The 17,703-nt window shown below is 36.9% G+C and carries 14 protein-coding genes; 12 read left to right on the forward strand and 2 right to left on the reverse strand.

Going from position 1 to position 17,703, the window contains the following annotated elements:
• Positions 1-8 precede the first annotated feature (8 nt).
• Positions 9-1,199 carry an acetyl-CoA C-acyltransferase gene (locus IWB64_RS19335; protein WP_194535570.1) on the forward strand — a complete coding sequence of 397 codons (1,191 nt, stop codon included), beginning with the start codon at positions 9-11 and terminating at the stop codon, positions 1,197-1,199.
• Between the two features lie 30 nt (positions 1,200-1,229).
• Positions 1,230-3,026 (forward strand): acyl-CoA dehydrogenase family protein, encoded by a 1,797-nt coding sequence (locus IWB64_RS19340; RefSeq protein WP_194535571.1) that lies wholly within the window; start codon positions 1,230-1,232, stop codon positions 3,024-3,026.
• Positions 3,027-3,105: 79 nt separating this feature from the next.
• Here the strand turns inward: IWB64_RS19340 and IWB64_RS19345 are convergent, their stop codons facing one another.
• Positions 3,106-4,908, reverse strand: coding sequence for a glycoside hydrolase family 15 protein (locus tag IWB64_RS19345; RefSeq protein WP_194535572.1), 1,803 nt, complete (start codon positions 4,906-4,908; stop codon positions 3,106-3,108).
• A gap of 102 nt (positions 4,909-5,010) precedes the next feature.
• On the opposite strand from IWB64_RS19345, the gene IWB64_RS19350 reads away from it, so the two are divergent.
• The 5 genes from IWB64_RS19350 to IWB64_RS19370 all read left to right on the forward strand — a co-directional run bounded on the left by IWB64_RS19350 (position 5,011) and on the right by IWB64_RS19370 (position 12,164).
• Positions 5,011-7,221, forward strand: a complete 2,211-nt coding sequence (locus tag IWB64_RS19350; RefSeq protein WP_194535573.1) for a bifunctional alpha,alpha-trehalose-phosphate synthase (UDP-forming)/trehalose-phosphatase — start codon at positions 5,011-5,013, stop codon at positions 7,219-7,221.
• A gap of 16 nt (positions 7,222-7,237) precedes the next feature.
• Positions 7,238-8,425, forward strand: coding sequence for a nuclear transport factor 2 family protein (locus IWB64_RS19355; RefSeq protein ID WP_226975947.1), 1,188 nt, complete (start codon positions 7,238-7,240; stop codon positions 8,423-8,425).
• Between the two features lie 6 nt (positions 8,426-8,431).
• On the forward strand, positions 8,432-9,601 hold the full coding sequence (locus IWB64_RS19360; RefSeq protein ID WP_194535574.1) for an MFS transporter: 1,170 nt from the start codon (positions 8,432-8,434) through the stop codon (positions 9,599-9,601).
• 322 nt (positions 9,602-9,923) lie between these two features.
• Positions 9,924-11,015 carry an OmpA family protein gene (locus IWB64_RS19365; RefSeq protein ID WP_226975948.1) on the forward strand — a complete coding sequence of 364 codons (1,092 nt, stop codon included), beginning with the start codon at positions 9,924-9,926 and terminating at the stop codon, positions 11,013-11,015.
• Positions 11,016-11,216: 201 nt separating this feature from the next.
• Complete coding sequence (locus IWB64_RS19370; protein WP_194535576.1) at positions 11,217-12,164, forward strand: SMP-30/gluconolactonase/LRE family protein; 948 nt, start codon at positions 11,217-11,219, stop codon at positions 12,162-12,164.
• Between the two features lie 65 nt (positions 12,165-12,229).
• Here IWB64_RS19370 and IWB64_RS19375 read toward each other — a convergent pair whose 3' ends face one another.
• Entirely contained in the window at positions 12,230-12,724 is a 495-nt protein-coding gene (locus tag IWB64_RS19375) for a hypothetical protein (RefSeq protein WP_194535577.1), read from the reverse strand.
• 502 nt (positions 12,725-13,226) lie between these two features.
• Here IWB64_RS19375 and IWB64_RS19380 point away from each other — a divergent pair.
• The 5 genes from IWB64_RS19380 to IWB64_RS19395 all read left to right on the forward strand — a co-directional run bounded on the left by IWB64_RS19380 (position 13,227) and on the right by IWB64_RS19395 (position 17,685).
• Entirely contained in the window at positions 13,227-13,760 is a 534-nt protein-coding gene (locus tag IWB64_RS19380; RefSeq protein ID WP_194535578.1) for a nuclear transport factor 2 family protein, read from the forward strand.
• Positions 13,761-14,227: 467 nt separating this feature from the next.
• Entirely contained in the window at positions 14,228-14,383 is a 156-nt protein-coding gene (locus tag IWB64_RS20480; protein WP_226975949.1) for a hypothetical protein, read from the forward strand.
• A 154-nt stretch (positions 14,384-14,537) separates the two neighbouring features.
• On the forward strand, positions 14,538-15,452 hold the full coding sequence (locus IWB64_RS19385; RefSeq protein ID WP_194535579.1) for an NAD(P)-dependent alcohol dehydrogenase: 915 nt from the start codon (positions 14,538-14,540) through the stop codon (positions 15,450-15,452).
• Between the two features lie 158 nt (positions 15,453-15,610).
• Complete coding sequence (locus IWB64_RS19390; protein WP_194535580.1) at positions 15,611-16,438, forward strand: PIG-L deacetylase family protein; 828 nt, start codon at positions 15,611-15,613, stop codon at positions 16,436-16,438.
• Between the two features lie 137 nt (positions 16,439-16,575).
• On the forward strand, positions 16,576-17,685 hold the full coding sequence (locus IWB64_RS19395; protein WP_194535581.1) for a polysaccharide lyase family 7 protein: 1,110 nt from the start codon (positions 16,576-16,578) through the stop codon (positions 17,683-17,685).
• The last annotated feature ends 18 nt before the right edge of the window (positions 17,686-17,703 follow it).

The following is a 17,703-nucleotide window of genomic DNA, read 5'->3' on the forward strand; positions in this document are numbered from 1 at the left end:
CATTTAAAATGAAAACTGCATATATAGTTAAAGCATACAGAACGGCTGTCGGAAAAGCTCCGAAAGGTGTTTTTAGGTTTAAGCGGACAGATGAGCTCGCCGCAGAGACCATTGAATACATGATGAAAGAATTGCCCGATTTTGATAAAAAACGCATTGATGATGTTATCGTTGGTAACGCAATGCCAGAAGGGTCGCAAGGTCTGAACATGGCTAGATTGATCTCATTAATGGGTTTAGACATTGTTGATGTTCCCGGAGTTACAGTGAATCGATTTTGTTCTTCAGGTATAGAAACTATTGGTATTGCCACTGCAAAAATTCAATCGGGAATGGCTGATTGTATCATAGCCGGTGGTGCTGAAAGTATGAGTTCTGTACCTATGACGGGATATAAAACTGAATTGAACTACGATTTAGTAAGTGAAGGTCATGAAGATTATTACTGGGGTATGGGTAACACCGCCGAAGCTGTAGCGAACGAGTACAAAGTATCTCGTGAAGACCAAGATGAGTTCGCTTATAATTCGCACATGAAGGCTTTAAAAGCCCAGGCGGAAGACCGTTTTCAAGATCAGATTGTTCCTATTGAAGTAGAGCAAACTTATATTGATGAAAATGGAAAAAAAGCCACTAGAAAGTATACGGTAAACAAAGATGAGGGACCAAGAAAAGGAACTTCAATAAAGGTTTTAAACAAATTGCGCCCAGTTTTTGCTGCTGGTGGAAGTGTTACTGCAGGTAACTCATCACAAATGAGTGATGGTGCAGCTTTTGTAATGGTTATGAGCGAAGACATGGTAAAAGAATTGAATCTTGAACCTATTGCACGTATGGTAAACTATGCAGCTGCAGGTGTGCCTCCTAGAATTATGGGTATTGGTCCAATCGCGGCTATTCCAAAGGCTTTGAAGCAAGCAGGTTTAAAACAAAATGATATTGAATTAATTGAGTTGAACGAGGCATTTGCTTCGCAATCACTTGCCGTAATTCGTGAACTTGGTCTGAACAAGGATATCGTGAACGTAAACGGAGGTGCTATAGCACTGGGTCATCCATTAGGCTGTACAGGAGGTAAATTATCCGTACAACTATTCGATGAAATGAGAAAGCGAAATATGCAAGGTAAGTACGGTATGGTAACCATGTGTGTGGGTACAGGGCAAGGTGCTGCCGGTATTTATGAATTTTTGAACTAATACAAGACAACTAACATTAAGTATAAAACTATGAGCAAAGAAATTCTACGCGGCGGTCAGTTTTTGGTAAAAGAGACCAACTGCGAAGACATCTTCACTTTAGAAGATTTAAGTGAAGAGCAAAAGATGATGCGTGACAGTACCAAAGAATTCGTTGATCGCGAACTTTGGGCACATTGGGAGCGCTTTGAGAAGAAAGATTACGCCTATACAGAAGAATGTATGCGTAAAGCAGGCGAACTTGGACTTTTAAGTGTTGCCGTTCCTGAATCATATGGCGGAATGGGCATGGGCTTTGTTTCTACCATGTTGGTCTGTGATTATATTTCTGGAGCTACAGGTTCATTTAGTACAGCCTTTGGTGCACATACAGGTATTGGTACTATGCCAATTACGTTGTATGGAACGGAAGAGCAAAAACAAAAATATGTTCCAAAATTAGCTTCTGGCGAATGGTTTGGTGCCTATTGTTTGACGGAACCTGGTGCAGGTTCTGATGCCAATTCCGGTAAAACAAAAGCGGTACTTTCCGAAGATGGAAAGCATTACAGCATTTCCGGACAAAAAATGTGGATTTCAAATGCTGGATTTTGCAGTATGTTTATTGTTTTCGCAAGAATTGAAGATGATAAGAATATCACAGGATTTATTGTTGAGAACAAACCTGATAACGGTATTACATTTGGTGACGAAGAAAAGAAATTAGGTATTCACTCCTCCTCTACTCGCCAAGTGTTTTTCAGCGATACAAAAGTACCTGTTGAAAATATGCTTTCTGAGCGTGGCAACGGGTTTAAAATAGCCATGAATGCTTTAAATATTGGTCGTATTAAATTAGCGGCAGCTTGTTTAGATGCCCAAAGAAGAATAATAAAAGAAGCGGTTGTTTATGCCAATGAGCGTATTCAGTTTAAAACGCCAATTATGAATTTTGGTGCTATTAAAGCAAAAATTGCTAATATGGCTACCAATGCATATGCGGGTGAATCTGCTAGTTATCGTGCCGCCAAGAATATTGAAGACCGCATTGCTATCCGTGAAGCGGAAGGTAATACGCATCAAGAAGCTGAATTGAAAGGTGTTGAAGAATATGCCATAGAATGTTCTATCTTAAAAGTTGCTGTTTCCGAAGATGTTCAAAACACAACGGACGAAGGTGTTCAGATTTTTGGAGGAATGGGCTTTAGTGCCGATGCTCCTATGGAGAAAGCATGGAGAGATGCTCGTATTGCGCGCATCTACGAAGGCACCAATGAGATTAACAGAATGTTAGCTGTTGGAATGCTTGTGAAGAAAGCAATGAAAGGCCATGTTGATTTATTAGGTCCTGCATCTGCAGTTGGTGAAGAATTAATGGGAATTCCTTCTTTTGATACGCCAGATTTCTCCGAACTTTTTGCTGAAGAAAAAGATTTGATCAAGAGATTGAAGAAAGTATTCTTAATGGTTGCCGGTAGCGCCGTCCAAAAATATGGTCCTGAATTAGAAAAACATCAGCAATTAATGCTTTCTGCGGCAGATATTCTTATTGAAGTATATATGGCGGAAAGTACCATATTGAGAACTGAGAAAAATGCTAAACGTTCTGGAGAGGATTCTCAAAAAACTCAGATAGCAATGTCTAGATTATATCTATACAGTGCTACCGAGACTATTATTCAAAAAGGTAAGGAAGCTATTATCTCTTTTGCCGAAGGCGATGAACAACGCATGATGCTAATGGGCTTAAAACGTTTCACTAAATACACGAATAATCCTAATGTAGTAGCACTACGTACGGAAATAGCGGACAAAGTTGCCGCTGATAATGCATATACTTTTGATTAGTATATAACTCAAGTGTTTGTTGTTATAACTAAAAAGCACCCCAATGGGGTGCTTTTTTTATTTGGCATTACTACGAAGTTTAGCTCCGCATAGATTCTTTAATATCTTCGGTACTTTCTTTCTTAGCGAAGTTCACAGCACATTCAATTAAAGCCAAATGTGAGTAAGCTTGCGGGAAGTTACCCAATAACCTTTTTGTTTTAAAATCCAAATCTTCACTAAAAAGACCCAAATGGTTACTGTAGCTCAATAATTTCTCAAATTGCTCCAGCGCTTTATCGTGCTCTCCTATTTTAAACAGACTATTTACATACCAAAAAGTACAGACTGTAAAAGAAGATGAAGGTAAACCAAAATCGTCTTCATTTTTATAACGGTATAAAAGACCCTCGTTACTTAAATCTCTACCAATTGCCCTTACCGTACTTTTAAAACGCTCATCGGAAGCTTCTACGCAACCGTAAGATTCCATAAGTAAAACAGAAGCGTCTAAATCTTTAGACCCATAAGATTGGGTATAAGCTCCAACTTCTTCGTTCCAAGCATTTTTATAAATATCATTCCAGATTTCTTCACGTAATGGCTCCCATTTTTCTATTTTGTGCTTTTTACCAAGCATTTCAGCTACTTTTATTGCTCTATCTATAGCTGTCCAACACAATACTTTGGAAAAAGTAAAGTGCCTGTCTTCGGTACGGAACTCCCATATTCCCTTATCTGCTTCATGCCAGTGGTTTCCAACAATCCATACAATACCTTTGGTAATGGACCATAAATCTTCTCCGTTTTCTATATCCACACTAAACTTTACCATCTGTTCATAAATGACATCCATTAAAATACCATAGATATCATTTTGTTTTTGATGATAAGCAGCATTACCAACACGTACAGGTTTTGAACCCTTATAGCCACTTAAGTGCTCCAGCGTTTCCTCGGTTAATTTTTTCTCTTTGTTTATTCCGTACATAATCTGCAGTTTCTCTGCCTTGTCAGGAATTAAATCGATAATAAATTTCAAGTAACGCCTAGCAACATTCTTATGACCAAGCTCTGAAACTACTTTTATAACCATAGAGGCATCACGAATCCAGCAAAAGCGGTAATCCCAGTTCCTCACCTCACCTATGGTTTCTGGCAAAGAAGTGGTTGCTGCAGCCAATACGGCACCTGTTTTATCATAACTCAAAAGCTTCAAGGTTAATGCACTTCTTGAAATTTCTTCATTAAATTTCTTATAAGTCGGTGTTTTAGCAGACCAATTTAACCAATACACCTTTGTACTCTGTAATTCTAAATAGGCCTTAGCTGCTGTAGTTGGAAATATTTTTTCGTTATACCCCAACAAGAAAAAACCATCTTCGGTAAGCGTCAGTTCTTTGCCTTCTAGTACAGCTTCCTTATCAAAAGAAGTATAGAGAAAAACAGTATCAAACCTAACGTCACGCGTTAAGCTGGCAATAAAATCTTTTTTGATGTAACTTTTTGTTTCACCGGCAGCATATTCCAACTTAGGGTCATAAACCACTTTAAATTTGGGAGTACCTTCAACCAATTTTATATATCTAATAAATTCTGGAGGAGCTACGTATGTACCATCTTCTTTATGATACCGCGGCATAAAATCATGGATTTCAAAACAGTCATCACCATTTGTGAACGTTGTTATTAAAATACAAGTACGTGGTTCATACTTTTGGTCTATAGTATATGAATCGTCTACCAACACTTCAAAACTGCCTCCTATTTCCTCATCTAAGAGCTTTGCAAACACCGACGGTGAGTCAAATTCTGGCAAACAGCACCAATCTACGCTCCCAGTTTTAGATATTAACGCTGCGCTTCGGCAATTCCCTATTATTCCGTAGTCTAAATTATCCATTCAATAATATTATTGATTCAATTGGGTAACGTATTGTAATTACCCTTCTTTTTCACGAAATTTAGAGAAATTAAATATAAAACACCGCAAAATATCCAATTTATGGGCAAAACTATCATAATCTCAAATAGACTACCCGTTCAATTACAAATTAGCAACGGAGACATAACCGCTATACCAAGTGTCGGTGGTCTGGCAACGGGTATGAAGTCGGTCCATTCGGGCGGCGATAGTCTTTGGATAGGCTGGAGTGGACTTACCGAAGAAGATATTCCAAAAGAACTTGAGCCTAAAATAGATGCTGCTCTTGCTGAACACGGCTCTTCTAAAGTAAAACTTACCGAAGAAGAGGTAGATGGTTTTTACTACGGATTCAGTAATAGAACCATTTGGCCGTTATTTCATTACTTTTTAGAATATTCAGAGTTTCAATTAGCCTATTGGGAAAGTTATAAAAAAGTAAATCAGAAATTTGCCGATGCTATTTTAGCAAATACAGAAGATGGCGATACTATCTGGGTACACGATTACCAACTTATGTTAGTACCACAGATGGTGCGAAAAGAAAGACCTAATGTATCCATTGGTTTCTTTTTACATATTCCTTTTCCTTCATTTGAAATTTTCAGAACCCTCCCTTGGCGTGAAGAACTGTTGGAAGGCGTACTAGGTTCTGACCTTATAGGTTTCCATACATATGACTATGAAAGACACTTTCTTAGTTCCGTAAGACGTTTGTTAGGGCTTGAAGTTAGTTTTAACGATATTACCATGGGCGACCATGTGATTAAAGTGGACTCTTTTCCCATGGGTATCGATTACAAGAAATTCAGCGATGCCGCAAAAATTCATTACAATAGAGCCGAAAGTGAGCAGTCTGAGTTACAGCAACGCTTAAATACGCATAAGGAAACGGACCCGGATGCCAAATTTATCTTATCTATAGACCGTTTGGATTATAGTAAAGGCATTGCCAAAAGACTAAACGCTTTTGAGTATTTCTTAAACAAATATCCACAGTATAAAGAAAAGGTAAGGTTGATTATATTAGCCGTTCCCTCCCGTTCTAACGTACCACAGTACCAGTTACTGAAAAGAGAAATAGATGAATTAGTTGGCCGGATTAACGGTGAATTTTCAACCGTAAGCTGGACGCCTATTTGGTATTTTTACCGATCTATGCCGTTTGAAAACCTCATCGACTTATATACTTCTAGTGATATTGCATGGCTTACACCGTTACGTGACGGTATGAATCTTGTGGCCAAAGAATATATTGCAACACGTACGGATCAAACCGGCGTTTTGATTTTGAGTGAAATGGCGGGTTCTGCTAACGAAATGAACGAATCATTACTGGTTAACCCTAATAACTTTGAACAGACCGCAGACGCATTAGATGAGGCTATAAACATGCCAGTGGAAGAGCAAAAAGCACGAAATTCCGTATTACAGAAAAGATTAGCACGCTATAACGTAGAGAAATGGGCCAATGATTTCATGACCTCTTTAAAATCTCAGAAAGAACGTGAGGCTGCCAACGTTTCTCATAAGCTTACCGATAAAATCTTTGAGTCAATATCAGAAAAATATACAACAGCAAAAAAGAGATTGCTGTTTTTGGATTACGATGGCACCTTAGCCGGTTTTCACAACGACCCTCAAAAAGCAAGTCCGGATGAACAATTGTATAAACTACTGGACATCTTAAACAATCAACCCGGTACGGTACTTTACTTAATAAGCGGTAGAGATAAAGACACCTTTACCAAATGGTTCCTTCCTAAAAAGTACAACATGATCGTTGAGCATGGTGTTTGGATTTCACAAGAAGGAGAGCCCTTTAGAATGTTGGAAAATGTAAAAAACGATTGGATGGAGCATGTGCGCCCTGTCTTAGAATCTTTTGTTGACCGAACCCCAGGAAGTTTTATTGAAGAGAAGAATTACAGCTTGGCTTGGCATTATAGAAAAACTGACCCGGATTTTGGCGAAAAAAGAGCCATGGAACTTTCAGAAACGTTAACCAGCCTTATTGGCACGGACGACCTAAGCTTACTTAACGGCAACAAAGTTGTTGAAGTTAAGAGCAGTAATGTAAATAAAGGCCGTGCTTCTAGCCGCATACTTGGTGAAGACGAATATGATTTTGTTTTTGCTATTGGTGATGATTGGACAGATGAGTTCATGTTTCAAGAACTACCTGAAAGTACTGTTACGGTAAAAGTGGGACGCCAGCAGACCTCTGCTAGATTTTACGTAGAGAACACCCTAAAAGTTAGGGATCTTTTACAGAAATTTGCTAAACTGTAAAAGCTAACCCAACCAGATGAGAATAAAATACGTTCTATTAATAACATTGCTATTTTCTTTACCTAACCTGCAGGCCCAACAGAATACGGAAGTATATCTTTTGGACATTAAGACGGTAAACGGTAAGACCGAAATGGTTAACCCAAGAAATATAAGCAATAATGAAGGGTATGATAACCAACCGTCATTCTACAACGAGAACACCATTTTATTCTCATCTACCAGGAGGGGACAGACAGACATTGCCAAGTATGATATTAAATCTGGTGCGTTAACCTATATTTCAGACACGCCCCAAGGCAGTGAATATTCACCTTTAAAAATACCCGGAAAGAACTCCACTTCTGCAATACGTTTGGATACTACGGGTCTGCAACGCCTCTACGAGTACAGTATTTGGGATGGTACCTATACGGAAATTCTTAAGGACCTTAGTATAGGATATCATGTTTGGTATGATGAAGAAACAATTGTTTCCGCAGCATTGGGCAATGAAGGTTTAAACTTAGTTATTTCTAATATCAAAAATGGCAGTCATGACACCATTTACAATAACGTAGGCCGTTCACTTCATAAAATTCCAGATAAGAATCTCATCAGTTTTATTAGTAAAAATAGTGACCCTTGGGAGGTAAAATCCCTGAACCCAAAAACAGGTAAAATTAAAACCATCACCAGTATGTTCAAAAACACTGATGATGTATGTTGGCTTAGTAACGGCCATATTATAGCCGCCGATAATAAAACATTAATGGAGATAGCTCCAGAAGAAAGTAAAGAATGGAAACGCTTTCTAAGGTTGGATAAAAAAGGACTGAACAACATTAGCCGTATTGCCGTGAGCCCAAACGGCAGCCACTTATCTGTAGTGGTAGAGCAAACTCCAGAAGCTATTGTACAAAATCAATTAGATGCCTACAATGCTAGAGACCTGAAAGCTTTTTTAAATACCTATTCAGAAGATATACAAGTGTTCAATTTTCCGAATGAACTAAGTTTTGAGGGCAAAGAAGTATTAAAGGAAAGGTATGGAGCTTTTTTTGAATCGACTCCGGACTTACACTGCAAAATCAAAAACCGCATTATTATTGGTAATAAAATCATAGATAAAGAAAAAGTTACCATAAATGGAGAAACCCATTGGGTGGTTGCCATTTATGAAGTAGAAAACGGCAAAATTGCCAAAGTAACTTTTGTCCGTTAAAGTCTATTGAAACCGCGCTTTCACATTCTTCCAATAATTATCCTCTCGCAATTTGCCTGCACCTCTTTATGGTTTGCTGGCAATGCCATTGTAGATGAGCTTACCCTAAAAACGGGATTAGGGCCAGAAATTATTGGTTACGTCCTATCTTCTGTACAATTGGGTTTTATTATAGGCACACTGGTTTTTGGCCTTTTTATGATTGCAGACCGGTTTTCGCCTTCACGTGTGTTTATGATTTGCTCAATTTTGGCAGCACTTTGTAACTTTCTATTGCTTTCCGAAGTGTTATCTAAGTGGACGCTCCTCTTTGCCCGTTTTGGAACGGGATTTTTTCTTGCCGGTATTTATCCCGTAGGAATGAAAATAGCAGCAGATTATTATCAAAAAGGACTAGGTAAAGCTTTGGGATATTTAGTAGGAGCACTAGTTTTGGGAACGGCATTTCCGTATTTTGTAAGTGGTACTAGTTTGGGAAGCGATTTTACTTTGGTCATAAAAATAACCTCGGCACTCGCAATAATAGGCGGATTGATATTATGGATGTTTGTACCCAACGGCCCTTTTAGGAAGCCTAGCTCTAAATTATCCCTAGGTGCCGGACCCTTGCTATTTAAACTCCATAGTTTTAGACAGGCTGCCTTTGGTTACTTTGGCCATATGTGGGAACTTTATGCCTTTTGGGCCTTTACACCACTGGCCATACAAACCTATAATGATATTAGCGGTTCCGAACTCTCCGTTGCCCTATCTACAGGTATTATCATTGCTTTAGGCGGCCTCTCATGTGTTTTAGGTGGATTACTATCCTTGCGGACTGGCAGCCGTAAAGTGGCGGTGATATCATTACTCCTTTCCGGTCTTTTCTGCTTGCTTTCTCCCCTACTCTTTATACTTCCTACTTCATTATTTTTAATAGGATGGGGATTTTGGGGTATGGCAGTCACGGCAGATTCTCCACAATTCTCAAACTTAGTAGCTGGCTCAGTACCACCAGAACTAAAAGGTACGGCCTTGACGCTCGTAAACTGTATTGGCTTTGCCGTGAGCATCTTCAGCATACAATTGCTTTCTGCCCTAGCGGAGACAATTGATGTCACCTACCTATTTACTGTATTGGCTTTAGGCCCTGCCATTGGGCTTTTTGGACTACTTGGCAAGCAGTATAAAGCCTAGATTAAACACTTCAAACTACATTTATAGGATATAAGTACTTTAAGATGTATACCTAATTTGCATTAAAATTTCGCTTCAAACCCATCAATTGTATGGAAAATAAAGGCTGTTGGTCATTTGTCGATTAGCAAGTGAAACTAGCAGACATCAGCACGTAAAAATACCATGACAAACCAATAGAAACAAGGCCTAAGACACTGGTTTTAACAATAATAGACTCCTACTAGACGTTAAATATATGTAAGAATTAACCTATAATAAGTATATGGTGATAAACTACACACCCCCGATCTCTAGCAAAAACATAGTAATCTTTCTTTTATTGCTATGCACAATATTGTGCCATTCACAAAATCTAGTAGTTAACCCCAGTTTTGAGGAATTTATTGCCTGCCCTGATAATTTGGGTATTGCAAAGAATAACATAGTAGGCTGGTCCGTACCCACAGACGGAACTACGGACTATTTTAATACCTGTAGCGTTGCCATGGGCGTGCCCTATAACTTTAATGGAAATCAGAAACCAAAGAACGGGGTGGGATATTTGGGCTTTTATTTATTTGCTGCCAATGATTATCGAGAATTTGCGCAGGGTCAATTAATGGAACCCCTTATAAAAGACACTGAATATATAGTCAGTTTCTATATTAGTTTGGCCGAAAAATCTAAATATGGTCTAAAATATATAGGAGTTCTATTCTCTGAGAACGAGCTAACTAAGTCAAATTCCAAATCTCTAATAAAATATATAAAGCCAGAGTCGGGAGTGATTAATTTTACAGAGATTGGAAATCCCAAATACTTTGCGGACAAAGAGGAATGGATGTACATATCCTTCAAAACAAAAGCAAGGGGAGGTGAACTTTTTTTTACGATCGGCAATTTTAGAAACAACCTATCTACGGTAAAGAGTACTACTAAAGGAATTAAAAGTGCTGGCTATTATTATTTGGACATGGTATCTATTAAACCGGTTATGAATGATCCTTTTGATAGAGATTTGCAGCTAGATACAAACTATGTACTGAATGATGTTCTTTTTAAAACTAACGAGTATTCTTTGGACGAGAAGGCCAAGAATAGTCTTAAAATTTTGGCCGATAAATTGAATAATGATCCATCATTACATTTAACGGTTCATACACATACGGATACTGACGGATCAGACCAGTATAACAAATCACTTTCTACAAAACGAGCATTGGCGATAACCCAATACTTAGTTCTATTGGGTGCAGACAAAGAACGTTTGGATTTTCTTGGTCATGGTGGGGAAAAGCCCATTGCCGATAATTCCCAGCCCGAAGGCAAGAAAAAAAACCGCAGAGCGGAATTCCAACTTTCTAGAGGCCGATTCAAAGATTTAGAAACCAACACTGGTTTTGCGGAGACTATTTTTGAAGATGAACAGTAAAGTTTACTCGGAGCCATTCTTTTATACTACCCAGTTCTAATTTAAACTGAATTCTTAAACGAGAATAGCACAAGCTTTGGCCATGGCTCAAGCAAACAACACCCCTTTATGAATATTACGCAATTCTGTAAGAATCTAAGTACGTAAATATTATATTGCAGAAGTAAACTGCAAACGAGCAGCTTGCCAAACAAGAACAAAATGCTGAATATTAAATCACTTTTTTTCTTTTTAGCCCTAATCTGGTTAAACTCCTGTTCAGGTCAAAAAACGGAATTGATTGCACTCCCTTTTGAACAAGATCTATTTCCCGAAGGAATTACAATAGACAGCAGAACTAAAACAGTATATCTGAACAGTCTTAAACACAACAAAATAGTAAGTAGCTCTATTGATGGGAGTAATCCTAAGACATTTCTAGAATCTAACGAATATAACTATCTGTCTGGCTTTGGAATGACTATAAAAGGAGATACCTTATATGCTCTTGGCAATACATTGCCAGAAGATAAAAACAGTTCTATTCTTTTGTTTTTACAACTTTCTACAGGAGACCTTATTGATTCCTACACTCTCAACGATTCAGATTTTCATTATTGGAACGATTTAGCCGTTAGTTCTACTAATGAGATTTTTATAACGGATTCTGAAAGTAATAAAATCTATAAAATAAAAAGACCTGATAAAAGCATAGCGGTTTTTTTAGATAATAAAGCTATTCCAAACTGCAACGGGATTACTATTTCCCCTAATGACAAACATCTATACTTGGCATCAAATAATGGAATTGCTATTGTTGATCTGTCGTCCAAAAAACTAATGAACAAACCTAAAGAGGAGTATTCCAGTATTGATGGCTTAAAATATTATAAAAATAATTTATACGGAATCGTAAACGGTTGGGGTGAACAATCCCAAAACGGACTGTTTAAATATGAACTTAATTCTACTGGTACGGAAATTCTAAAAAGCAAAAAATTAGTAGAGTTTACAGAGCGTTTCAGAATTCCTACCACTTTTGACATTTGCGACGGATACATCTATTTTATAACGAATACACAAATAGATAACCTAGATGGTAACACCAATAAGATTATAGACACAAACAAGCTAGAGCCCTATAGAATGATGAAAATTAAAGTGGAATGAAATATCTTGTATAAAAAAAAGGTGAAGCATTTAGCTTCACCTTAATACTATGCTACAGAAACTATTTATTTTTGACAAAGTGTTGCTGTAAACGTACCTTCAATATCGTTTTCTGCTTTAGTGTCACCTCCTCTTACTCTTCCTGAGATACTTGTTTCCGTAACTTCGGTAATAATTACCCCTGCTCCAAAAAAGGAAGCCGTTCCTGAATCCTCTCCATCTTTATAGAAGAAATAAGGGCCTTTTCCATCATACTCACCGGGTGTTAATTCTGTATCAGATGCTACGAAAAAGGAAATATCTCCAATAGATTGAAACTCATCACATTCTTCCGTTTCACTAAAAAGTTTGAATTCATAACCTGCATCTCCAAAACTTTCTCCTTTTGTAAAATGTATAGTTGCAGGTGTAAAGGCTTCAGAATTTAAAAAACCCGATACGGCTGCTGTACTAATTTCAGCTTCTTTAGAACCTTCTTCCTCTCCATCATCTGTTGAACAGGAAATAAAAAAGGTACTACATGCCAATACAAGACTTGGGATAATAAACTTACGTTTCATTTATATCTATTTTAAAGTTTAGAGAAGATTGAACGAATAAAACATTCTTTTATTTAGTTAAGCCATGCATTAGTTTTATTATATCCTAAGTTCAAACGATAAATTATTAATTCCGCAGACAACAGAATTGGTATATCAATAATCAAAATAAAAAAGAGTAGTCAGGATCTAGTAAATAACTTTAAACTTTACCAAAAAGGTTTCCGTAATTTTATAAGCAAAATAAAACTCAATTGAAAAGCAATACTACACACAAGCAGAAAGTAATATTTTTTAGGCGTTTTGATTTTTATAATAGGAATACCACATTAATTTAATTTTAACATAAATTACTAAATTTCAATTATTTATAATATTTTAGATTTATATTTAAAAAAATTGAATAGTTAAAATTTTTAATTAAGCAAGTTAGTTCCCCTAGTATTTATTGACAGAAACATTATTCCCCCATTTGTTGTAAAAACAACCAATTGTATAGAATAATAACCAATAATTATATACTATGAGAACAATTAACAAGATTACGCTTTTTACGCTTGCTGTACTTTTTACTCCGTTAATTTTTAACGCGCAAGAAATTTCGGCTACTATGGAGTTCGAGAATGCCGAAGCCAATGTAGCAATCGTATCGAATTACGTCAATGCACTTCAAAACGAAGATGTGCAAACTATGGTAGCACAATTAGCAGATGATGCAAAAATTTATGGTCTAACTGGAGGTCCTTCAAACGAAATGAGCCCCACACAGTTATCCGAATATTACAAGGAAAGCTTTGCAACCACTAAACATAAGATTGACGAAAACACAGCCTATGCACCTATAAAAGTGACTGGTGGAATAAACGAGGGCGAGTGGGTCATGGTTTGGACTACCGATACCATTAGCCATAAGGAAACAGGTCAAGAGATTGCGATACCTGCGCAGGTAACCTGTATTTTAGAAAACGGTAAAATTGCGATGATGGCCCATTATTACGATCAATTGAATGTGATGATGTCTATGGGCTACACGCTACAACCCCCTTCGAAAGAATGAATAAACTTTTCTTATTGATTTTTAAACCCAGAAGTTTTTTCTGGGTTTTGCTTTTAAAATATAATAAGCTGCACAGCCATTGACAGATTTTGTAAAGGGAAATTGCTAGAAAAACTAGCAACCCTTTTTCCGCCTGAATTCGTTGTTTTACGATTCTTTGAGCAACAAAATGATATTATTTTCGAGACAAGGGTATTATTCAATTCTTTATTGGACTAAAGATTATTTACTATTTATGAAAATATATAATAAATCTTCTAACGTAATATTGACTTGGCAGCGTGGAAAAAAAATGGCTACAACACAACCTATAAAAAATACGAGTTTTGTTTTTTAGCGCTAAGGTTTAAGTATATTTAAAATGTCGCGAAATCTTTAGAATTTAGCTTTTGACCAGAAAAAATAAATCAAAACTAAGAGATTGCGCTAGTTCCGTAGCGGAAAGCAAACGCTAATTTGCTCCCGGAATGTTCATAACTAAACCGGAATGGATACTAGACTTTTTAAATAGTAAAAAGTCGTTATTTTTAGGAGTATTCACTGCTCATTTAACCTTAGCTATTACCATTGACAATTTTGGAAAAACATATAAAACATATCTGACCGAATTAACTAATGCGTAAAAAGAACTTGGCATAACACCGCTTATACTGTATTCTAAATTCCTTTTAAAATACTTTCGGATTTCTTATTTAGTTTGTATTCACTAAATTAAGTGCTTAAAATGCGCATCTAACTGTACACAAAGTGTTGGAAGCCAACTAAACACAAATTCTTATGAGAGCTGCAGTTTATAGAGAATATGGTCCTCCAGAAGTTCTTAAGTTAAGAGAAGTGAATAAACCACATCCAAAAGACAATGAAATTCTCGTCAAGATTCATGCAGCAACCGTTACTTCTGGCGATGTGCGCCTTCGCGCTTCCGACTTTCCGGCACTTTTTTGGTTACCGGCTAGACTGATTTTTGGGCTCTTTAAACCGAAAAAAAGCATATTAGGTCATGAACTATCTGGAGTGGTTGAAGACAAAGGAAAAAATGCAACAAAGTTTGAGATTGGTGACCACGTCTTTGGAACAACAACTATGCTTTCTGCTGGTTCCTATGCGGAATACGTTTGTTTACCTCAAGAGTGGAAACATGGTGTGGTTGAAAGTAAACCCAAAAACCTAAGTTTCCAAGAAGCTGCTGCCCTACCTATTGGAGCTATGACGGCTATGTACTTATTAGAGAAAGCACAGCTATCCAAAAATCAAAAAGTACTCATTTACGGTGCTTCTGGCAGTGTAGGCAGCTATGCAGTTCAAGTGGCAAAGCAACAAGGCGCTTCCGTAACAGCAGTATGTAGCGCTCCAAATTTTAAAATGGTCAAATCTCTTGGTGCGGACAATTTAATAGATTATAAAAAAGAAGACTATTCACTACTATTAGAAAAGTTCGATATTGTTTTTGATGCAGTTGGTAAAACAAGTAAGTCAAAAGCCAAAAAGGTTCTGACTAAAGGCGGAAGATTTGTTTCAGTAAAAATGCTGACCAAAGAAAAACCCGAACACCTTTCAAAAATTAGAACACTCGCTGAGGAGGGAAAACTGATTCCTTTCATTGACAAAACTTATCCATTAGAAGAGATAGTTACTGCTCATAAATATGTAGATCAGGGACATAAAAAAGGCAATGTTGTAATTGAAATATGAAGGTGAAGTGCATTTCACTTCATTAGTTATTACCAGATGAAAATAAGCTTAGAATCCCACTAGCAGAAATATGTTATAAACTGAGACGCTACAACTTTGTTGACTATCTACCAGAACTCACATTTAAAACAATATATTAGTGTCCTAAACCTAATAGTTTGAAAACACTACTACCAACCCTTTGTCTCATACTTACGTTGTTTTCATGCCACAGTCAAAAGCAAACAAAAAAGGAGAACAAACAACCGACCAATACTGATAAGACTTTAATGGCAATATTTGCTCATCCGGATGATGAGATTGTAATTTCTCCCATCCTCTCCAAATATGCCAAGGAAGGTGCTTCTATTCATTTAGTAATTGTTACCGATGGCTCCAAAGGAGTTACACCGCATGCTAATATCCCAGCTGGAGATTTACTTGCTAATGTACGCGCCCAAGAAGCCTTGTGTGTAACAAAAACCCTGGGGATTAATCCTCCAACTTTTTTGAATTATACTGATGGTGACTTAGCATTGAATGAAAACCTATTTTCGTTAGATGATAAAATTGATAGTTTATTCACAAAACACGAACCTGAAGTAGTCATTACTTTTGGCCCTGGTGGAGAATATGGTCATTCTGACCATCGTATGGTCAGCAATATCGTTACAGAAGTTTTTCAGAGGGAAGCATCAGAGACGCAACAACTACTTTATTATGGCTTTCCTAACGAATCTAAAAACAAGGAACTTAGTTTAAAAACAGATTTGGTGAAGTGGTTCAATGAAAATTTAAAAACTACTCGAAAGAGATTTCTTACCTATAGGATACCCTTTAGCGAAGAAGATTTAAAATTGGGACATGAAGCATCTAGTTGCCATACATCTCAATACACTGCTGAAGCCATAGATGATTTATTTACAATGATGAAGCAAACGGATAGCGTAATATACTTTAGACCTTGGAATGGCTCTAAAGCAATAAAGGAGCATTTTTTTGACTAGAAAATGGAATTCAATCAGTACTTGGTATTAAGACAAATAGCTTATTCTACATAATAGCACTAAATTTTAAAGTAGTACATTTCACGAGATATATAGTGATTTAAAAACAGAAGTATTTAAAATCAAACACTAACAAAATGAATAAAAAAATTAGCACATCTTTAGCAACGTTATTAACCCTTGGATTTTTCCTTGCACTTCATAGCTGCGGTGATACGGGAAAAAAAACAAATACTTCAACGACTGATGCAGATGAAAAAGAAATTGTAAAAACCGTTTACGCAAGTGACGTTATTCCGTTTTTTGATCATTGGAAATTGATTTTAGGTGATGGCTCAAATGTAGGTATCGCAAACAATTTTGAGAACAAAGATTTCTTTTACACAGAAAATGATGGCAATAGTGATTGGATTGTATTTAAGGCTCCTAATGGAGGAAATACCCACGGGACCTCAAATAATACAAGAACTGAATTGGCGCAAATAAAAAAATGGTATCCAAAAACCGCTAATGATAAATTAACAGCTACACTTAAGGTTATGAATGTATCTGCTACCGGTGATGCTCGCGTAGCTGCTACTTACGCCGTAGTGGTAGGACAAATTCATAGTGCGGATAAATTTGAGAATGAACCGCTTAAAATATTTTACAAGAAATTTCCTGGTCATACCAAAGGTTCTGTTTTTTGGCATTATGAAATTAATACGGCAGGTGATGATAATTCTAAAAGATGGGATTATTCCTCAGCTGTTTGGGGAAATGACTTTTCTGTTGTTGGTAGTGATACAAACACTTATCCAGAAGAACCTGAGGATGGTATTGCATTAGGGGAAGAGTTTAGTTATGAAATAGAAGTTAAGGATGGAATAATGAACTTAACATTTACTGGTAACGGACACGAAACTAAAACCTTTACAAAAAACTTAATCGAATCAGAATTCACAACAAAGGCAGACATACCAGAGCAAACACAAAAATTATTTGTGCCAATTGGTCAAGATGGTGTAGAACGTAAAGAAGCATATGCTGGCGAAGGTTGTTTCTTTAAACTTGGTGCCTATAACCAAACAAATGGAAAATCTCCCGAAGTTAATATGAACTGGTGTTCTGGTGCCGAAACGCATGGTGGTGATATTCAAAAACAATATGCAGACGGAAACTATGCCGAAGTTTGGTTTAAAACAGGAAGTATTCAAGTAAGTGATGCCTCTGTATCTAATGAAGGTTATTTTACTAAAAATGATTAGAGATTTAAAAATATAGGA

The sequence above is a fragment of the Zobellia nedashkovskayae genome (assembly GCF_015330125.1).
In the GTDB taxonomy this organism is placed as follows: domain Bacteria; phylum Bacteroidota; class Bacteroidia; order Flavobacteriales; family Flavobacteriaceae; genus Zobellia; species Zobellia nedashkovskayae.

Excerpts from the sequence above, each read along its gene's own strand:
- IWB64_RS19335 (WP_194535570.1), top strand. The coding sequence starts at position 9 with ATGAAAACTGCATATATAGTTAAAGCATACAGAACGGCTGTCGGAAAA.
- IWB64_RS19340 (WP_194535571.1), top strand. The coding sequence starts at position 1,230 with ATGAGCAAAGAAATTCTACGCGGCGGTCAGTTTTTGGTAAAAGAGACC.
- IWB64_RS19345 (WP_194535572.1), bottom strand. The coding sequence starts at position 4,908 with ATGGATAATTTAGACTACGGAATAATAGGGAATTGCCGAAGCGCAGCG.
- IWB64_RS19350 (WP_194535573.1), top strand. The coding sequence starts at position 5,011 with ATGGGCAAAACTATCATAATCTCAAATAGACTACCCGTTCAATTACAA.
- IWB64_RS19355 (WP_226975947.1), top strand. The coding sequence starts at position 7,238 with ATGAGAATAAAATACGTTCTATTAATAACATTGCTATTTTCTTTACCT.
- IWB64_RS19370 (WP_194535576.1), top strand. The coding sequence starts at position 11,217 with ATGCTGAATATTAAATCACTTTTTTTCTTTTTAGCCCTAATCTGGTTA.
- IWB64_RS19375 (WP_194535577.1), bottom strand. The coding sequence starts at position 12,724 with ATGAAACGTAAGTTTATTATCCCAAGTCTTGTATTGGCATGTAGTACC.
- IWB64_RS19380 (WP_194535578.1), top strand. The coding sequence starts at position 13,227 with ATGAGAACAATTAACAAGATTACGCTTTTTACGCTTGCTGTACTTTTT.
- IWB64_RS20480 (WP_226975949.1), top strand. The coding sequence starts at position 14,228 with ATGTTCATAACTAAACCGGAATGGATACTAGACTTTTTAAATAGTAAA.
- IWB64_RS19385 (WP_194535579.1), top strand. The coding sequence starts at position 14,538 with ATGAGAGCTGCAGTTTATAGAGAATATGGTCCTCCAGAAGTTCTTAAG.
- IWB64_RS19395 (WP_194535581.1), top strand. The coding sequence starts at position 16,576 with ATGAATAAAAAAATTAGCACATCTTTAGCAACGTTATTAACCCTTGGA.